The organism is Thauera propionica (assembly GCF_002245655.1).
GTDB lineage: Bacteria > Pseudomonadota > Gammaproteobacteria > Burkholderiales > Rhodocyclaceae > Thauera > Thauera propionica.
The window spans coordinates 58706-74681 of sequence record NZ_NOIH01000012.1 but is presented as its reverse complement, the minus strand read 5'-3'; the positions used below and the strand labels follow the sequence as shown (position 1 = coordinate 74681).

Below are 15976 nucleotides of genomic sequence, written 5' to 3'. Positions count from 1 at the left end.
TCGAGTCGCTCAGGCCTTGCCGAACAGGCCGGCCGGCCGCACCAGCAGCACGATCACCATGATCACGAACACCACCACCGCCGACGCCTCGGGGTAGAACACCCGCGTCAGGCCCTCGATCAGGCCCAGGCCGATGCCGGTGAGGATGGAACCCATGATCGAGCCCATGCCGCCGATCACCACCACCGCGAACACCACGATGATCAGGTTCGAGCCCATCAGCGGGCTGACCTGATAGATCGGTGCCGCCAGCACGCCGGCAAAGGCCGCCAGCGCGACGCCGAAGCCGTAGGTGAAGGTGATCAGCAGCGGCACGTTGATGCCCAGCGCCTGCACCATCTGCGGGTTCTCGGTGCCGGCGCGCAGGTAGGCGCCGAGCTTGGTCTTCTCGATGATGAACCAGGTGGCGAAGCACACCGTCAGCGCGGCCACGACCACCCAGCCGCGATAGATCGGCAGGAACATGAATCCCAGGTTCACGCCACCCTGCAGCAGCTCGGGCACCGGGTAGGACTGCCCCGAAATGCCGTACTGGTCGCGGAAGATGCCCTCGAAGATCAACGCCAGGCCAAAGGTGAGCAGCAGGCCGTAGAGGTGATCCAGCTTGTACAGCTTGCGCAGCATCGTGCGTTCGATCAGCACGCCGAGCGCACCGACGGCGAGTGGCGCCAGCAGCAGTGCCACCCAGTAGTTGATGCCGAGCTTGTTCAGCGCGATCCACGCCACGAAGGCGCCCATCATGTACTGGGCGCCGTGGGTGAAGTTGATGATGTTGAGCAGGCCGAAGATGATGGCCAGGCCCAGGCTCAGGATCGCGTAGAAGGATCCGTTGATCAGGCCGACCAGCAACTGGCTGCCGAGCAGCGCGCTCGGGACACCGAAGATTTCCATGTGCGACTCCCGCACGGGGACGGTCCAGCCGCCCCGTGCGTCGTGAAGAGCGGAAGCTTCCGCGATCAGATCACTTCTTCACCAGCGGGCACTTCGACTGCGACAGCGGCTGGAAGGCCTCGGCCGCCGGGATGGTCTGGCGGATGTGGTAGTAGTCCCACGGGTACTTCGACTCATCCGGCTTCTTGACCTGGGCGAGGTACATGTCATGCACCATGCGGCCATCGTCGCGGATCTGGCCGTTCTTGGCGAAGAAATCATTGATCGGCGTCTTCTTCATCTGCGCCATGACCTTGCTCGCCTCGTCCGAGCCGGCTGCATTGACCGCACGCAGGTAGTGCAGCACCGACGAATACTGCCCCGCCTGCACCATGGTCGGCATGCGCTTGTGCTTGTCGAAGAAGCGCTTCGACCACGCGCGGGTCTCATCGTTGAGATCCCAGTAGAAGCCGGTGGTCAGGTACATGCCCTGCGTGTTCTTGAGCCCCAGCGAATGCACGTCGGAGATGAACATCAGCAGGCCCGCAAGCGACTGCTTGGGCGTGACGCCAAACTCGGCTGCCTGCTTGATGGCATTGGTGGTGTCGGCGCCGGCATTGGCCAGACCGATGATCTTGGCGCCCGAGGCCTGCGCCTGCAGCAGGAAGGAGGAGAAGTCCGAGGCCGGGAAGGGATGGCGTACCGAGCCCAGCACCTTGCCGCCGTTGGCGGTGACGACCGCGGAGGAATCCTTCTCCAGCGCCTGGCCGAAGGCGTAGTCGGCGGTGAGGAAGAACCAGGTGTCGCCGCCCTGCTGGGTCACCGCCTTGGCCGTGCCGTTGGCCAGCGCGTAGGTGTCGTAGGTGTAATGGACGGTGACGTCGTTGCACTGCTCGTTGGTGATCGGCGTCGAGGCCGGCCCGCTCATCAGGGCGACGCGGTTCATTTCCTTGGCAATCTTCATCACCGCCAGCGCGGTCGAGGTCGTGACCAGTTCGGTCGCGGTATCCACGCCTTCGCGCTCGAACCATTCGCGCGCCTTGTTCGATGCGATGTCGGCCTTGTTCTGGTGGTCGGCGGACACCATCTCGACCTTGAAGGCCGGCTTGGCCTCGGCCATGAAATCGTCAATCGCCATCTGCGTGGCCAGCACCGCACCTGCACCCGCGAGATCGGAATAGGTCCCCGACATGTCGGTGAGCACGCCGACCTTCACCGTGTTGCCCGAAATCTGTGCGCTTGCCGCACCCGACAAGGTCGCCAGGGCGGCCGCGCAGGCCAGCGTCGTCAGCTTCTTCGTGTGCATCGTTCGTCTCCGTCTCGTTTTGGTGGTGATACGCAGGAGTCGGGCGGCAGAGCCGCTCACACCCCGAGCGTCTGGTGCAGCCAATCCATGCGGCCGGGCAGTTCCTCGGCGCTGATGGTGGCGATGATTTCCCCGTGCTCCAGCACGTAGTGGCGATCGGCCAGCGGCGCGGCGAAGCGGAAGTTCTGCTCCACCATCACGATGGTGAAGCCGCGCGACTTCAGCTCGATGATGACCTCGCCGAGCTTGCGGACGATGACCGGCGCCAGGCCCTCGGTGATCTCGTCCAGCAACAGCAGCTTGGCGCCGGTGCGCAGTACGCGAGCCATCGCCAGCATCTGCTGCTCGCCGCCGGAGAGCTTCGAGCCCGGGCTGTTGCGACGCTCGAGCAGGTTCGGGAACATGCGGTAGATCTCATCCACCGACATGCCGCCACTGGCGACCTGCGGCGGCAGCAGCAGGTTCTCCTCGCACGACAGCGAGGCGAAGATCGCGCGCTCCTCGGGCACGTAGCCCACGCCATAGCGCGCCATGCGGTGCGTCGGCTCGGCGATGACTTCCTTGCCATTGACCATGATCGAGCCGCTGCGCCGGCCGACAAGGCCGAGGACCGACTTGAGGGTCGTCGACCGCCCCGAGCCGTTGCGCCCCAGCAGGGTGACGCACTCGCCGCGCGCCACCTTCAGGTCGATGCCGTGCAGAATGTGCGACTCGCCGTAGAACGCATGCAGATCATGGATCCGCAGCATTTCGGGATGGGGATGGAAAGCACTGGTCATGTCTGCGTCCGCCGCGGATCAGTGGTGGGCATCGTTGATGTCGTCGGAACCGACATAGGCCTCGAGCACCTTGGGGTTCTTGGACACTTCGGCATAGGGCCCTTCGGCGAGGATGCTGCCGCGGGTGAGCACGGTGATGCGGTCGCACAGGTTGGCGACCACCGACAGGTTGTGCTCCACCATCAGGATGGTGCGGTTGGCGGACACCTTGCGGATCAGATCGACCACGCGCGCGATGTCCTCGCTGCCCATGCCCTGGGTGGGCTCGTCGAGCAGCATCATCTTGGGGTCGAGCGCCAGCGTGGTCGCGATCTCCAGCGCACGCTTGCGGCCATAGGGCATCTCGGCGGTGACCGTGTCGGCAAAACCCGCCAGATCCACCGATTCGAGCAATTCCATCGCACGGCCGTTGAGCACGTCCAGCGACTTCTTCGAGCGCCAGAAGTGGAACTCCGTACCCAGCGTGCGCTGCAGGCCGATGCGCACGTTCTCCATCACCGTCAGGTGCGGAAAGGTCGCCGAGATCTGGAAGGACCGCACCATGCCGCGGCGGGCGGTCGCCACCGGTGCCTCGCGGGTAATGTCCCGCCCCTCGAACAGGATCGAACCCGAGCTTGGGGGCAGGAACTTGGTCAGCAGGTTGAAGACGGTCGTCTTGCCGGCACCGTTGGGGCCGATCAAGGCGTGGATGTGCCCTCGCTGCACCTTCAGGTCGACATTCGAGACCGCGACGAAGCCCTTGAACTCCTTCGTCAGGCCCTGCGTTTCGAGGATGAACTCGCTCATGTTCCGTCCCGGCAGGCTGCCCCGCCGCTGACGGCCGGGCAGAAGATGAGGTTCGCGCTGCTGCGTATTGCTTTTTCTTATTCCACCATCAGTCTTGCTTCGGACCATCGCCCGGGCAAGCATCGTTTACCCCGATTGCGGCAAGCTGCCCAGGACGGGCAGCCATCCCGGCACGACGTGCTGCAAACGCAAATGGGCGGCGAGACTCACGTCCCGCCGCCCACTCGTTTCAGGCACTTGTACCGGTTGTCACACCGACCGCTGGCCGGCTGACGCTTCAGTTCCCGCTCATCGCCATCATCAGCTGGTTGATACGCTTGACGAAGGTCGCCGGGTCGTCGAGCGTGCCTCCCTCGGCCAGCAGGGCCTGGTCGAACAGCACCGCCGCCCAGTCGTCGAAATGCTTGTCCTCGTACTTCAGGCGCAGCACCGCCGGATGGTTCGGGTTGATCTCGAGGATGGGCTTGGAGACCGGTGCGTTCTGGCCCGCCGCCTTGAGGATTCGGGCGAGGTTCATGCCCAGGTCGTGCTCGTCGGCCACCAGGCAGGCGGGCGAGTCGGTCAGGCGCAGCGTCACCTTCACGTCCTTGACGCGCTCACCCAGGCTCGACTTCATCTTGTCGAGCAGTTCCTTGTACTCGTCGGCAGCCTTCTCGGCCTCCTTCTTCTCGGCCTCGTCCTCCAGCGCACCAAGGTCCAGCCCCCCCTTGGCGACGGAAACCAGCGGCTTGCCGTCGAACTCGGTGAGGTTGCCGGTCACCCATTCATCGACGCGGTCGGACAGCAGCAGCACCTCGATGCCCTTCTTGCGGAAGACCTCGAGATGCGGGCTGTTCTTCGCGGCATTGAAGGTCTCGGCGGTGACGAAGTAGATCTTGTCCTGGCCTTCCTTCATGCGGCCGATGTAGTCGGCGAGCGAGACCACCTCATCGGGCGTGTCGAGCTGGGTCGAGGCGAAGCGCAGCAGACCGGCGATCTTCTCCTTGTTGGCGAAGTCCTCGCCTACGCCTTCCTTCAGCACCTTGCCGAAGGCCTTCCAGAAGTCGGCGTACTTCTCCTTGTCCGCGGCCTCGTCGCTGTTGGCCAGGCCTTCCAGCATCGACAGCACCTTCTTCGTGCAGCCCGAGCGGATGGTGTCGATGTCCTTCGACTCCTGCAGGATCTCGCGCGAAACGTTGAGCGGCAGGTCGGCCGAATCGACCACGCCGCGCACGAAGCGCAGGTAGGTCGGCATCAGCTTCTCGGCGTCGTCCATGATGAAGACGCGCTTCACGTAGAGCTTGATGCCGTGCTTGGCGTTGCGGTCCCACAGATCGAAGGGCGCGTTCTTCGGGATGTAGAGCAGATTGGTGTATTCGTGACGGCCCTCGACGCGCGAATGGGTCCACGCCAGCGGCTCCTCGAAGTCGTGCGCGACGTGTTTGTAGAAGGCCTTGTACTCCTCCTCCGTGATGTCGTTCTTGGCGCGGGCCCACAGGGCGTTGGCCTGGTTGACCGTCTCGTCCTCCTCGGTCAGCACCTGCTTCTTCTGCTCGTCGTTCCACTCCTCCTTCTTCATCACGATCGGTTGCACGATGTGATCGGAGTACTTGCGGATCAGGCTCTTGAGCTTCCACGACGACAGCAGGTCGTCCTGGCCTTCGCGCAGATGCAGGGTGATCTCGGTGCCGCGGCCGGCCTTGTCGACCTGTTCCACGGTGTACGCACCGGCTTCGTCGCCGGCCATCGAGCACTCCCACTTCACACCCTCGCTTGCGGCCAGGCCGGCGCGGCGGGTGAGCACGGTGACGCGATCGGCGACGAGGAAGGCGGAGTAGAAGCCGACGCCGAACTGGCCGATGAGGTTGGCGTCCTTCTTCTGGTCACCAGTGAGCTTGCCGAAGAATTCGCGCGTGCCCGACTTGGCGATGGTGCCCAGGTGGGCGATGGCCTCGTCGCGGCTCATGCCGATGCCGTTGTCGGCGATCGTGATGGTCCTGGCCTCGGCATCGAAGCCGATGCGGATCTTCAGCTCGGCGTCATTCTCGTACAGGCTGCCGTTGTCGAGGGCTTCGAAACGCAGCTTGTCGCAGGCGTCGGATGCGTTCGAGACCAGTTCGCGCAGGAAGATCTCGCGGTTGGAGTACAGCGAGTGGATCATCAGGTGAAGCAGCTGCTTCACCTCGGCCTGGAAATTCAGCGTCTGGGAGGATGCGGTTTGCGCTTCGGACATGTCGCTAAGGCTCCGTCGGGGTTATTCGAACGGAGCCTTAGCTGGGGGCGGCGCGGCGGATTTCAAGCTCGCCCGCCTAACGGGTGACGGATCAGACCCGGAAGCGCCCGACCATTCCGCTGAGATCGGCCGACAGCTTTTCGAGCTGCTCGACCGCCGACACTGCCGAGCGCATCGACGCGCTGGTGCCTTCCACCATCTGCGCGATCTGCTCGACTTCCTGCGCGATCGCGGTCGAGGCCGCGCTCTGCTCGGTCGTCGCCTCGGCCACGCTGCGGATCTGGCCCAACGCCTCCTGCGCGCCGCCGGCGATCTCGCGCAGCGAGGCCGTGGCGTCGAGCACCAGCGTCACGCCGCTGCCCACCTGGGTCGAGACGCGCGACATCGCGTCCACCGTGCCCTGCGTCTCGCTCTGGATGCCGGCGATAACCTCCTCGATCTGCACCGTCGCGGTGCTCGTTCGCTCGGCCAGTTTGCGCACCTCGTCGGCCACCACTGCAAAGCCGCGGCCCTGCTCGCCCGCACGCGCCGCCTCGATCGCCGCATTCAGCGCCAGCAGGTTGGTCTGCGCCGCGATCTCCTTGATCACGCTCGCAATGGTGCCGACCTCGTCCGCCCGCTTGACCAGATGCTGGATCTTGCCCGCGGCCTCGTCGACCGTGCCGGCAATGGCCTGCATCTCGCCTGCCGCGCGCTCGGCCTTGCCTGCGCCCTGACTCGCAAGCTCGGCCGAGCGCGCCGAGTTGCGCTCAGCGCCCATCGCGCTTTCGGTGATCTGGCTGATACTGACCGTCATCTCCTCGATGGCGGCCGCAATCGCCGCGGTTGCGTCGGTCTGGCTTTCGGAGGCCTTCGACACCGAGCGCGACACGTCGGAGATCTCACGCGAGTTGCCCGCCACCTGCTGCGAGCTGTGCGAAATCTCGCCCATCATGTGGCGCAGCTTGCCCAGCATCAACGACAGGGTGCCCAGCAGGCTGTCGGCGCCGCCATCCACCTTCACGTCGACACGCAGGTCACCGTCCGCCACCCGGTGCATGACGTCCGCCGCGTAGGCCGGCTCACCGCCCAACTGAGTCGTCACGCTGCGCACCACGCGCCAGGCCACGACGACCAGTAGCACCAATACCGCGGTCACGATGCCGCCGAAGCGCAGTGCGGCCGCGTTGAACTCGTTGTCGATGTCGTCCACATAGACGCCGGTGCCCACGATCCAGTCCCAGGGCTTGAACATCTTCACGTAGGACATCTTGGGCACGGGTGCTTCCGAGCCCGGACGCGGCCACAGGTAATCGACGACGCCCTGACCCGACTCGTTGGCGACGCGCGAGAACTCGCGGAACAGGAACTTGCCGTTGGGATCCTTGTTGCCGCTCAGATCCTGTCCTTCCAGTTCGGGGCGGATCGGATGCATGAGCATGCGCGGAAGGCTGTCGTTCACCCAGAAGTACTCGTTGCCCTCGTAGCGCAACCCTCTCAACGCTGCCTTGGCGGCGGCCTGGGCCTCGTCGCGCGTCATCGCGCCGGACTGCTCAAGGCCGTGGTAGTGAGTCACGATGCCATGCGCCACCTCGACATGTCCCCTGATCGAGCGCTCGTAGCCCGCCTCCATGTCGGCCCGTTGTGCATAAAGCGAGCCCGCCGCCAGCGCGACCAGACCCGTCAGCGCAATCGCCAGTATCAGCATCAGCCGGCGCGCAACCGGCATGGATTGGAGTGACATTTCCCTTCTCTCGATAAACGTGTCGCACGCGGCATGAACACTGCATGAGTGCCACACCTCCAGGCACATCGAGGGCTCATGCCCTTTCTTTTTAATACCTTAATGAATCAAATTTATTTTTTATAGCAATTTGATCACACTGCTGGATCAGTTATCGACGCGCATGAAGAAAACTTAAGTACCAAGAAGCATGGCTGATGGCGTATCCGTGACACTTTGACGCAGACGAAAAAACGCCCGCGAGGACCAGCGGTCCCGCGGGCGTTGCATCGGGCGGGTGGCAGGAATCAGACGCGGAAGCGCGCCACCATCTGGTGCAGATCGCGCGACAGTTGCTCAAGTTGCTCGACCGCCGAGACCGCCGAACGCATCGACTCGCTCGTGCCCTCGACCATCTGCGCGATCTGCTCGACTTCCTGCGCGATGGCGGTCGAGGCCGCACTCTGCTCGGTCGTCGCCTCGGCCACGCTGCGGATCTGCCCCAGGGTTTCGGCCGTGCCCTGGTTGATGGTGCGCAGCGACTCGCTCGCGTCCATGACCAGGCCAACGCCGCTGTCGACCTGCGTCGACACGCGCGACATGGCGTCCACCGTGCCCTGTGTCTCGGTCTGGATGCCGGCGATCACCTGCTCGATCTGCACCGTCGCGGTGCTGGTGCGCTCGGCCAGCTTGCGCACCTCATCGGCCACCACCGCAAAGCCGCGGCCCTGCTCGCCCGCACGCGCCGCCTCGATCGCCGCATTCAGCGCCAGCAGGTTGGTCTGCGCCGCGATCTCCTTGATCACGCTCGCAATCGTGCCAACCTCGTTGGCCTTGGTAACCAGCGACTGGATCTTGCCCGCCGCTTCGCCGACAGTGCCGGCGATCGCCTGCATCTCGCCCGCTGCGCGCTCGGCCTTGGTCGCGCCCTGACCTGCCAGCTCGCTCGCCCGCGCCGAGTTGCGCTCGGCACCGACCGCACTCTCCGTGATCTGACCGATGCTGACCGTCATCTCCTCGATGGCAGCCGCAATCGCCGCCGTCGCACCGGTCTGGTTCTCGGTCGCCTGCGACACCGAGCGCGACACGCCGGAGATCTCGCGCGAGTTGTCGGCCACCTGTTCGGCATTACGCCCGATGTCGCGCATCATGCCGCGCAGCTGGTTGACCATGCCGGCCAGCGTCCCGAGCAGGCTGTCGGCACCACCCTTGACATCGACCTCCACGCGCAGGTCGCCGTCGGCCACGCGCTGCATGATCTCGGTCGCGTACGCCGGCTCGCCGCCGAGCTGCGTCGTCACGCTGCGCGCCACGCGCCAGGCGATCACGATCAGCACGATGAGCAGCACGGCGACGATGCCACCGAACTGCAGCGCGCCGGACATGAACCGGGCATCGACGTCATCCACGTAGATCCCCGAGCCCACGATCCAGCCCCAGCTGTCCACCTTCTTCAAGAACAGCAACTTGGGCACAGGCAAATCCGACCCCGGGCGCGGAAACTCCGCCATCAGGTAGCCTTCAGGCGCATTGCGCACCAAGGCCGTCATATCGCTGACGAGGTCGCGGCCCCCAGCGTACTTGATCTTGCCGATCATGTTCTGGCCCTGCAGCTCAGGACGGACCGGATGCATCACCGACACACCCTCGAGCGACCATATGTAGAAGTACTCGGTGGTGTCGTAGCGCACCGGGCGCAGGGCCTCCATAGCGGCCGACTGTGCCTCGGCACGGCTCATCTTGCCGGCGCGCTCCAGCGCCTCGTAGTGGGCGACAACGCCATGGGCGCTTTCGACCAGGCTGCGGATGGATTTGTTGTTGCCGTCCTCCATCGCGTTGCGTGTACCGTTCAAACCCAAACCAGCAAGCAGCAGCATGCCGAGGAGGGAGGCGATGATGAGAAGGACGAACCGTTGCGACACGGACAGGCTCTTGAGCGACATCTTGTTCTTCCTGAAAGACTTGGGCTCCGCGGACGCACGGAGGAGCGACCACACCGGGTCGTCTGACTTTGTTTTCGGCGGCGCCGGCCAGACCTTTAGCGAAGATCCCGGAAGAAATTCACGCTGGGCCGCACTCGAGCAAATCAGACGTAGCGGATCTCCACCACCTCGATCTCGCGTATCCCCGCCGGGCTCTGGAAGCGCACCACGTCGCCCACCCTCGCCTTCAGCACCGCGCGTGCCAGCGGCGAGATCCAGCTGATCCGCCCCTGCGAGGCGTCGGCCTCATCCACGCCGACGATCTGCCAGGTCTGCTCCTCCTCGGTATCGAGGTCGCAGAAGCTCACCGTGGCACCGAAGAAGACCTGCTCCAGGTCCTGCTGGCGTTCGGGGTCGACCACCTCGGCGTTCTCGATGCGCTTGATGAGGAAGCGTATCCGGCGGTCGATCTCGCGCAGGCGCTTCTTGCCGTAGATGTAGTCGCCGTTTTCCGATCGGTCGCCGTTGCCGGCCGCCCACGCCACGGTCTCGACCAGCTTCGGGCGCTCGATGCGCACCAGCTGGTCGAGTTCGGCCCGCAGCGCGTCGTAGCCGCGCCGGGTCATGTAATTCTTGCTGCCCGCCGGCAGGCGCAGCGCGGGCGCGAGTTCCTCGTCGTCGTCCCCGCCGTCGTTTTCCTTCACGAACGCCTTGTTCACTGCGCGCTGCTCCAGTTCATGTTCCAAGGCGCGCATGATAGGGAATCCGCGCGCGCGGCGGCAGACCTCTGTGGCGGAGTCCAGGACAGGAAGGCGGCGCAAGGCCGACCACCGCCATCCTCGGCCGCCCGGCGCAGGTTGTCAGCATGCGGGGTGGCGAATACCATCGGGCAGGCCTGCCGGGTGTCCGCACCCTGCCCTTCATTTCCCTCGCGCCCAGCGCACAGGTCAATCATGAGCGACGAACCCCTCGACGATGTCACCAGCCTGCGCCGCCGGCTCGACGAACTGCGCACCGAGCACCACGATCTGGACGAGGCCATCAACCGGCTGGCCCAGCTCCCGCTCGGCGACGAACTGATGCTGCGCCGGCTCAAGAAACGCAAGCTCGCGCTCAAGGACCGCATCGTCGCCATCGAGCACCTGCTGGAGCCGGACGAGCGCGCCTGAACCCGCGTCGCCAACGCATGCCCCGTATCCTGCCCAAGCGCTCGCGCCGGCCGGACGCCACGCTTCCGCCTCCACCATCAACCCAGATTCACAACGGACGCTGCCGATGAAACAACTCGACCTCCAGGGCCAGCCGGTCGCCCTGTTCGAACACGCCCCGCAACAGCAAACCGACAGGGCGCCCTGGCTGCTCATCCACGGCGCCGGCCACGATCATGCGGTGTGGGACGACATTGCCGCGGGCCTCGCAGCCGGTGGCGCGCGGGTGTTCGTGCCCGACCTGCCCGGCCATGGCGGCTCGGCAGGTGCGCCCCTGGCCGACATCGACACGATCGCCGCGTGGGTGCTTGCGCTCGGCGACGCGCTCGGCCTCGACCGCATCCGCCTGTGCGGCCACAGCATGGGCTCGCTGGTCGCACTCGCCGCGGCGGGCAAGGCGCCCGACCGTATCGAAGGCCTCGCGCTGGTCGGCTGCAGCGTGCCGATGCCGGTTTCGCCCTTTCTGCTCGACGCCGCGCACAACGAACCCGAGCGCGCCTTCGCCCTGATCAACAAGTTCTCCTTCGCGCCAGCGGACGTGCTGGGCGAAGCACGTCGCGCCGACCTCGAGGCGGCCAACCTGCAGCGCATGCAGCAACAGGGCGCACGTGTGCTGGCCAGCGACCTTGCGGCCTGCGACACCTGGCAGGACGGGCTGGCCGCAGCGGCGCGGGTACGCTGTGCCACGCTGCTGATCTGCGGCGAACTCGACCGCATGACCCCCGCTGATGCGGTAAAACCCCTATCCGATTCGCTTGAAAAGGCAGGCTGCAGCGCGCGTATCATCGTGCTTGCCGGCGCCGGCCACGCGATGATGCAGGAAGCACCGCACGCCCTGGTCGACGCCTTGCGGGGGCCGAACTGACACCCTCCGGGTGAACAACAACAGGTGCTGCCCCCGTTCCGCTGCCACGAACAACGACCCGACAGGAGAGAGACATGGCGCAGCAGAACGAAAACCGCCCAGCCTCACACAAACCGGCGGACGATGACCCGGGGCCGCCCTTCCCTCGCGTGCGCGAGGTACCGGCCGCCGCCCCCTTGCGCTGGATCGGACGGGGCCTCGGCGATCTCCGCGCCTGCCCCATCCCCAGCCTGTTCTACGGCTTCTGCTTCACCGGCATGGGACTGCTGCTCACCATCATCTTCCGGCACGCCTACGAATACACGGCAGCGCTGACGTCGGGCTTCCTCATCCTCGGCCCATTCCTCGCCATGGGCCTGTACGAACTCAGCCGCCGGCGCGAACGCGGCGAGTCCTGCACGCTCGTCCCGACACTGACGGTGTGGCGGCGCAACGCCGGCAACATCGGCGTATTCGCCGTCGTGCTGGGTGTCGTCTTCCTGGTCTGGGCGCGCGCCTCGCTGGTCGTGTTCGCCCTCTTCTACACCGAGGAGATGCCCAGCCTGTCGGGTTTCGTCGGGCAGATGCTGCGGCTCGAGAACCTCGAGTTCATCGCCGTGTATTTCGGCGTGGGCCTGATCTTCGCTTTCGTCGCCTTCGCCGCCAGCGTGGTCTCCATCCCGCTGATGCTGGACCGCAACCAGGATGCCGTCAGCGCCATGCTGGCCAGTTTCGGCGCCCTGCTGCGCAACCCGGCACCGATGCTGCTGTGGGCCGTGCTGATCGTCTCACTGACCCTGATCGGCTTCCTCACCTTTCACGTCGGACTGGTCCTGACGATGCCCATCGTCGGCCACGCCACCTGGCACGCCTACCGCGACCTGGTCGAACCGCCGGCGGGAAAGACCTGACGCAAGCGCTGAAGCAAACTCAGTCGTCCCTCAGTCGCTCAGCTCCAGCACCACCGGCTGGTGGTCCGAGGCGGGTGTGTCAGCCAGCACCTGCACGCTCCGCACACGCGGCACCAGGTCCTCGGTGACGAAGAAGAAGTCGCAGCAGTACGCGCGATCGGGCCAGTCCGCGCCGTGCAGGCCGACGCTTGGCGGGTGCGGCAACCCGGGGTTCAGCATTGACCAGGCATCGCGCCAGGCAGGCACGTCGTCGCCCAGCGGCATCTGCATGCGCACGTATTCGGCCGACCCCGGTTCGCAGTTGAAATCGCCGCAGACGATGGCCGAGGCCGGACGCGGCCAGGCGGCAAAGGTCGGGTTGGAGTCCTTGCCCGCGGCAGGCAGCCTCGCCTGCCCCGCCGCCTCGGCCTGCAGGGCACGCAGCGCGTCCACCTGCGCGCCACGCTGGCGGGCGGAGTAGTACTCCAGATGCGTCGTAAGGATGCGCAGCGGGCCGCCCGGCGCGCTGACCACTGCCTCCACGCACACCCGCTGCATCGCAGGCAGCCCCGGATCGGCCGGCGCCGGCAGCATGTGGCGGAACACCTGCCCCACCGGCAGGCGCGACAGCAGCAGGTTGCCGAACAGCGCCCGCCCGCCCCGTCCGTCCGGGACATCCATGCCGGCTCCGAATACCGGCGTATAGCCGGGAAACGCCGCCGCGAACAGCGCCACCTCGTCGCCTCCCGATCCACCCGGCAAGCCCTCGAAGTTGCAGGCCACCTCCTGCAGGCAGATCAGGTCGAACTCGCCCGCCGCCCGGATTGCCGCCACGGTGCGCGACGGCTCCACGCGGCCATCCGCCCCGCGGCCCCACTGGATGTTCCAGCTCAATAGTCTCATCGTTGAAAACTCCTTCGCTCAGAGGCGGCAGCTTAGGCCCGAAACGTTACAGGCCGGGTCGTCGCGCCGTCCATGCGCCTTGACGACCGCCGCGCAAAAGGCGATTTTGCATCCATGCCTTCCCTCTGCAACCCATTGCGCACGTTCGGCCTCGCGCTGGGCCTGCTGCTTGTCGCGGCTAGTCCGCCCGCGACCGCGCGCGCACCCGGCGAGATCCGCATCGGCGTACTCGACTTCCTCGGCTCGGAGGCCACGGTCGGCGAATGGTCGCCATTGCTGCACCACATCGAAGCCGCGCTGCCTGGCCAGACCGTGCGTCTCGAACAGCTCGACCACGCTGGCATGCGTGCCGCCGCTGCCGCCGGCGAGCTCGACTTCATCGTGACCAACCCCGGCCATTACGTCGAACTCGAAGCGGAACTGGGCGCCAGCCGCATCCTCACCCTGGACGCGGGCAGCGGACGCACGCCGGCGCGGGCGCTGGGTTCGGCGGTGGTCGTGCGCGCCGACCGCAGCGACTTGCAGTCGCTGATCGAACTGCGCGGCAAGCGGGTCGCCGCCGTGGGCCGCGAGGGTTTCGGCGGGTTCCAGCTTATCTGGGGTGTCCTCGCGGACATCGGTGTATCGCCGGATGAGGACTTCGCCGAACTGCAGACCGTGGGCTTCCCGATGAGCAAGGTGCTCGAAGCCGTGGCCAGCGGTCGTGCCGACGCCGGCATCGTGCGCGCCTGCCTGCTCGAGGGCCTCGGCGAGGCGGGCCGCGCGTTCCGTGTGGTGGCACCGCGGGAGGAGCCAGGCTTTCCGTGCGCGACCAGCACCCCGCTCTACCCCGACTGGCCGCTCGCCAGCCTGCGCCACACGCCACCCGAACTGGCGAGGCAGGTCGCGATCGCGCTGCTGTCGATGGATGCAGACAGCGACCACCCGACCTGGGCCGTGCCGGCCGACTACCAGTCGGTGCATGACCTGTTCCGCAAGCTGGAGATCGGCCCCTACGCTTACCTGCGCGAACCCACGCTGATGGTGATGGCGCAGCGCTACTGGCCCTGGGTCGCAGGTTTCACCCTCGTACTGCTGGGCTGGATCCTGTACACCGTGCGCGTCGAGTACCTCGTGAAGCAGCGCACCGCTGCCCTCAGCGCCGCACTGGCCGAGCGCGACCGCCTAGAATCCGCCGCGCGCGCGGCACAGGAACAGGCCGACCACCTCGCCCGCCTTTCGGTGCTGGGGGAGCTGTCCGGAACACTTGCCCACGAACTGAACCAGCCGCTCGCGACGATCGCCAACTACGCCAACAGCATTATCCGCCGCGCCGACAACGGCCGACTGACCGATGCCGCGCTGCGCGAAGCGACCACCGAGATCGCCGCCCAGGCCGAACGCGCCTCGGGCATCCTGTCGCGTATCCGCAGCTTCGCGCGCAAGCGCACCGCAACCCGCGAGGCAGTCGCGCCGGCCGAACTCGCGGGCGAGGCCATCGTCCTGTTTCGCGGCATGATGGCGCGCGCACCCGAGATCGCGCTCATCGACACCGTGCGGCCGGACAGCCGCATCGAGGTCGACCGCCTGCAGGTCCAGCAGGTGCTGCTGAACCTGCTGAAGAACGCCTACGACGCCAGCCGCGAGCTCCCGCCCGACCGGCAACCGCTGGAGGTTCGGCTCGCGGCGACCGACGGCGGTCTCGACATCCAGGTCCGCGACAGCGGCGTCGGCATCGACGACGCCACCCGCGCCCGCCTGTTCGAACCCTTCTTCACCACCAAGACCGATGGTCTCGGGCTTGGGCTGTCGATCTGCCGCAGCATCGCCGAAGCCCATGGCGGACGCCTGGTGGCCGATACGCCGGCCGACGGAGTCGGCACCTGCTTCACCCTGAGCCTGCCCGGACTGCAATGCGACCCAACCCATGACTGAACTCGAAGATCTCGCCATCCACGTCGTCGATGACGATGCCGCCTTTCGCCGCTCTCTGATTTTCCTGTTCGAATCGGTGGGCTGGCAGGTCGCGACGCACGCCTCCGCCGAGGATTTCCTCGCTTCCCTGCCCGAGGCCAACGCCGTCGGCTGTCTGGTGCTCGACATCCGCATGCCGATGATGAGCGGCCTGGAACTGCAGCAGGTGCTGCGCAGCCGCGGCTGGACCGTGCCCATCGTGTTCATCACCGGCCACGGCGACGTCGATCTGGCGGTGCAGGCGATGAAGCACGGCGCCTGCGACTTCCTGGAGAAGCCCTTCAAGGATCAGGCCCTGCTCGACGCGGTGGGGCGGGCGCTCAAGCTGGGCTGCGAGGCGCGCGACAAGGCGGCACGCTGCGAGGAAGCGAAAGCCCTGCTCGACCGCCTGTCGCCGCGCGAGCGCGAGGTTGCGCGTCTGGTGGCGCAGGGGCTGCCGAACAAGCTGGTCGGGCGCGCGCTCGACATCAGCGAGAAGACGGTGCATGTGCACCGTCATCACGTGATGGAGAAGACCGGCGTCGGCAGTGCCGCCGAACTGGCGCGCCTGATGCTGCGCGTTGACCCGGCGGCGCTGGACTGAGCCCGGCGGCTCAGTCCG

Annotated in this window: 14 protein-coding genes; 5 read left to right on the top strand and 9 right to left on the bottom strand. The window is 66.3% G+C overall.

Annotation, left to right across the window (positions count from 1 at the left end; translation table 11 throughout):
- Positions 1-9 precede the first annotated feature (9 nt).
- The 8 genes from CGK74_RS10980 to greB form a co-directional block, all read right to left on the bottom strand.
- Complete coding sequence (locus tag CGK74_RS10980; protein WP_094268606.1) at positions 10-891, bottom strand: branched-chain amino acid ABC transporter permease; 882 nt, start codon at positions 889-891, stop codon at positions 10-12.
- A 70-nt stretch (positions 892-961) separates the two neighbouring features.
- Complete coding sequence (locus CGK74_RS10975) at positions 962-2176, bottom strand: ABC transporter substrate-binding protein (RefSeq protein WP_094268526.1); 1215 nt, start codon at positions 2174-2176, stop codon at positions 962-964.
- A 56-nt stretch (positions 2177-2232) separates the two neighbouring features.
- Positions 2233-2955 carry an ABC transporter ATP-binding protein gene (locus CGK74_RS10970; protein WP_094268525.1) on the bottom strand — a complete coding sequence of 241 codons (723 nt, stop codon included), beginning with the start codon at positions 2953-2955 and terminating at the stop codon, positions 2233-2235.
- Positions 2956-2973: 18 nt separating this feature from the next.
- On the bottom strand, positions 2974-3741 hold the full coding sequence (locus CGK74_RS10965) for an ABC transporter ATP-binding protein (RefSeq protein WP_094268524.1): 768 nt from the start codon (positions 3739-3741) through the stop codon (positions 2974-2976).
- 277 nt (positions 3742-4018) lie between these two features.
- Positions 4019-5953, bottom strand: coding sequence for a molecular chaperone HtpG (htpG, locus tag CGK74_RS10960; RefSeq protein ID WP_094268523.1), 1935 nt, complete (start codon positions 5951-5953; stop codon positions 4019-4021).
- A 91-nt stretch (positions 5954-6044) separates the two neighbouring features.
- Positions 6045-7676 carry a methyl-accepting chemotaxis protein gene (locus CGK74_RS10955; protein ID WP_094268522.1) on the bottom strand — a complete coding sequence of 544 codons (1632 nt, stop codon included), beginning with the start codon at positions 7674-7676 and terminating at the stop codon, positions 6045-6047.
- Between the two features lie 287 nt (positions 7677-7963).
- A complete protein-coding gene (locus CGK74_RS10950) occupies positions 7964-9598 on the bottom strand; it encodes a methyl-accepting chemotaxis protein (protein WP_094268521.1) in 1635 nt (544 codons plus the stop codon).
- Positions 9599-9741: 143 nt separating this feature from the next.
- Entirely contained in the window at positions 9742-10296 is a 555-nt protein-coding gene (greB, locus tag CGK74_RS10945) for a transcription elongation factor GreB (RefSeq protein WP_094268605.1), read from the bottom strand.
- Between the two features lie 234 nt (positions 10297-10530).
- On the opposite strand from greB, the gene CGK74_RS10940 reads away from it, so the two are divergent.
- The 3 genes from CGK74_RS10940 (at position 10531) to CGK74_RS10930 (ending at position 12540) form a co-directional block, all read left to right on the top strand.
- A complete protein-coding gene (locus tag CGK74_RS10940; RefSeq protein WP_094268520.1) occupies positions 10531-10746 on the top strand; it encodes a YdcH family protein in 216 nt (71 codons plus the stop codon).
- A 106-nt stretch (positions 10747-10852) separates the two neighbouring features.
- The gene (locus CGK74_RS10935; protein ID WP_094268519.1) at positions 10853-11650 is read left to right on the top strand and encodes an alpha/beta fold hydrolase; all 798 of its coding nucleotides are present in this window, start codon (positions 10853-10855) and stop codon (positions 11648-11650) included.
- A 74-nt stretch (positions 11651-11724) separates the two neighbouring features.
- Positions 11725-12540, top strand: coding sequence for a DUF2189 domain-containing protein (locus tag CGK74_RS10930; RefSeq protein ID WP_094268518.1), 816 nt, complete (start codon positions 11725-11727; stop codon positions 12538-12540).
- A 30-nt stretch (positions 12541-12570) separates the two neighbouring features.
- Here CGK74_RS10930 and CGK74_RS10925 read toward each other — a convergent pair whose 3' ends face one another.
- Positions 12571-13422: an endonuclease/exonuclease/phosphatase family protein gene (locus CGK74_RS10925; protein WP_094268517.1), complete on the bottom strand. Its 852-nt coding sequence runs from the start codon at positions 13420-13422 to the stop codon at positions 12571-12573.
- Between the two features lie 114 nt (positions 13423-13536).
- On the opposite strand from CGK74_RS10925, the gene CGK74_RS10920 reads away from it, so the two are divergent.
- Both CGK74_RS10920 and CGK74_RS10915 read left to right on the top strand, forming a co-directional pair.
- Positions 13537-15336: a sensor histidine kinase gene (locus tag CGK74_RS10920; protein ID WP_206186234.1), complete on the top strand. Its 1800-nt coding sequence runs from the start codon at positions 13537-13539 to the stop codon at positions 15334-15336.
- A complete protein-coding gene (locus CGK74_RS10915) occupies positions 15329-15958 on the top strand; it encodes a response regulator transcription factor (RefSeq protein ID WP_094268516.1) in 630 nt (209 codons plus the stop codon). The genes CGK74_RS10920 and CGK74_RS10915 overlap by 8 nt, the downstream gene beginning before the upstream one ends.
- The last annotated feature ends 18 nt before the right edge of the window (positions 15959-15976 follow it).

Coding starts and splice junctions, on each gene's coding strand:
- CGK74_RS10965 (WP_094268524.1), bottom strand. CDS start 3,741: ATGAGCGAGTTCATCCTCGAAACGCAGGGCCTGACGAAGGAGTTCAAG.
- CGK74_RS10940 (WP_094268520.1), top strand. CDS start 10,531: ATGAGCGACGAACCCCTCGACGATGTCACCAGCCTGCGCCGCCGGCTC.
- CGK74_RS10930 (WP_094268518.1), top strand. CDS start 11,725: ATGGCGCAGCAGAACGAAAACCGCCCAGCCTCACACAAACCGGCGGAC.
- CGK74_RS10970 (WP_094268525.1), bottom strand. CDS start 2,955: ATGACCAGTGCTTTCCATCCCCATCCCGAAATGCTGCGGATCCATGAT.
- CGK74_RS10920 (WP_206186234.1), top strand. CDS start 13,537: ATGCCTTCCCTCTGCAACCCATTGCGCACGTTCGGCCTCGCGCTGGGC.
- CGK74_RS10955 (WP_094268522.1), bottom strand. CDS start 7,676: ATGTCACTCCAATCCATGCCGGTTGCGCGCCGGCTGATGCTGATACTG.
- CGK74_RS10975 (WP_094268526.1), bottom strand. CDS start 2,176: ATGCACACGAAGAAGCTGACGACGCTGGCCTGCGCGGCCGCCCTGGCG.
- CGK74_RS10935 (WP_094268519.1), top strand. CDS start 10,853: ATGAAACAACTCGACCTCCAGGGCCAGCCGGTCGCCCTGTTCGAACAC.
- CGK74_RS10950 (WP_094268521.1), bottom strand. CDS start 9,598: ATGTCGCTCAAGAGCCTGTCCGTGTCGCAACGGTTCGTCCTTCTCATC.
- CGK74_RS10915 (WP_094268516.1), top strand. CDS start 15,329: ATGACTGAACTCGAAGATCTCGCCATCCACGTCGTCGATGACGATGCC.
- CGK74_RS10980 (WP_094268606.1), bottom strand. CDS start 891: ATGGAAATCTTCGGTGTCCCGAGCGCGCTGCTCGGCAGCCAGTTGCTG.
- htpG (WP_094268523.1), bottom strand. CDS start 5,953: ATGTCCGAAGCGCAAACCGCATCCTCCCAGACGCTGAATTTCCAGGCC.
- CGK74_RS10925 (WP_094268517.1), bottom strand. CDS start 13,422: ATGAGACTATTGAGCTGGAACATCCAGTGGGGCCGCGGGGCGGATGGC.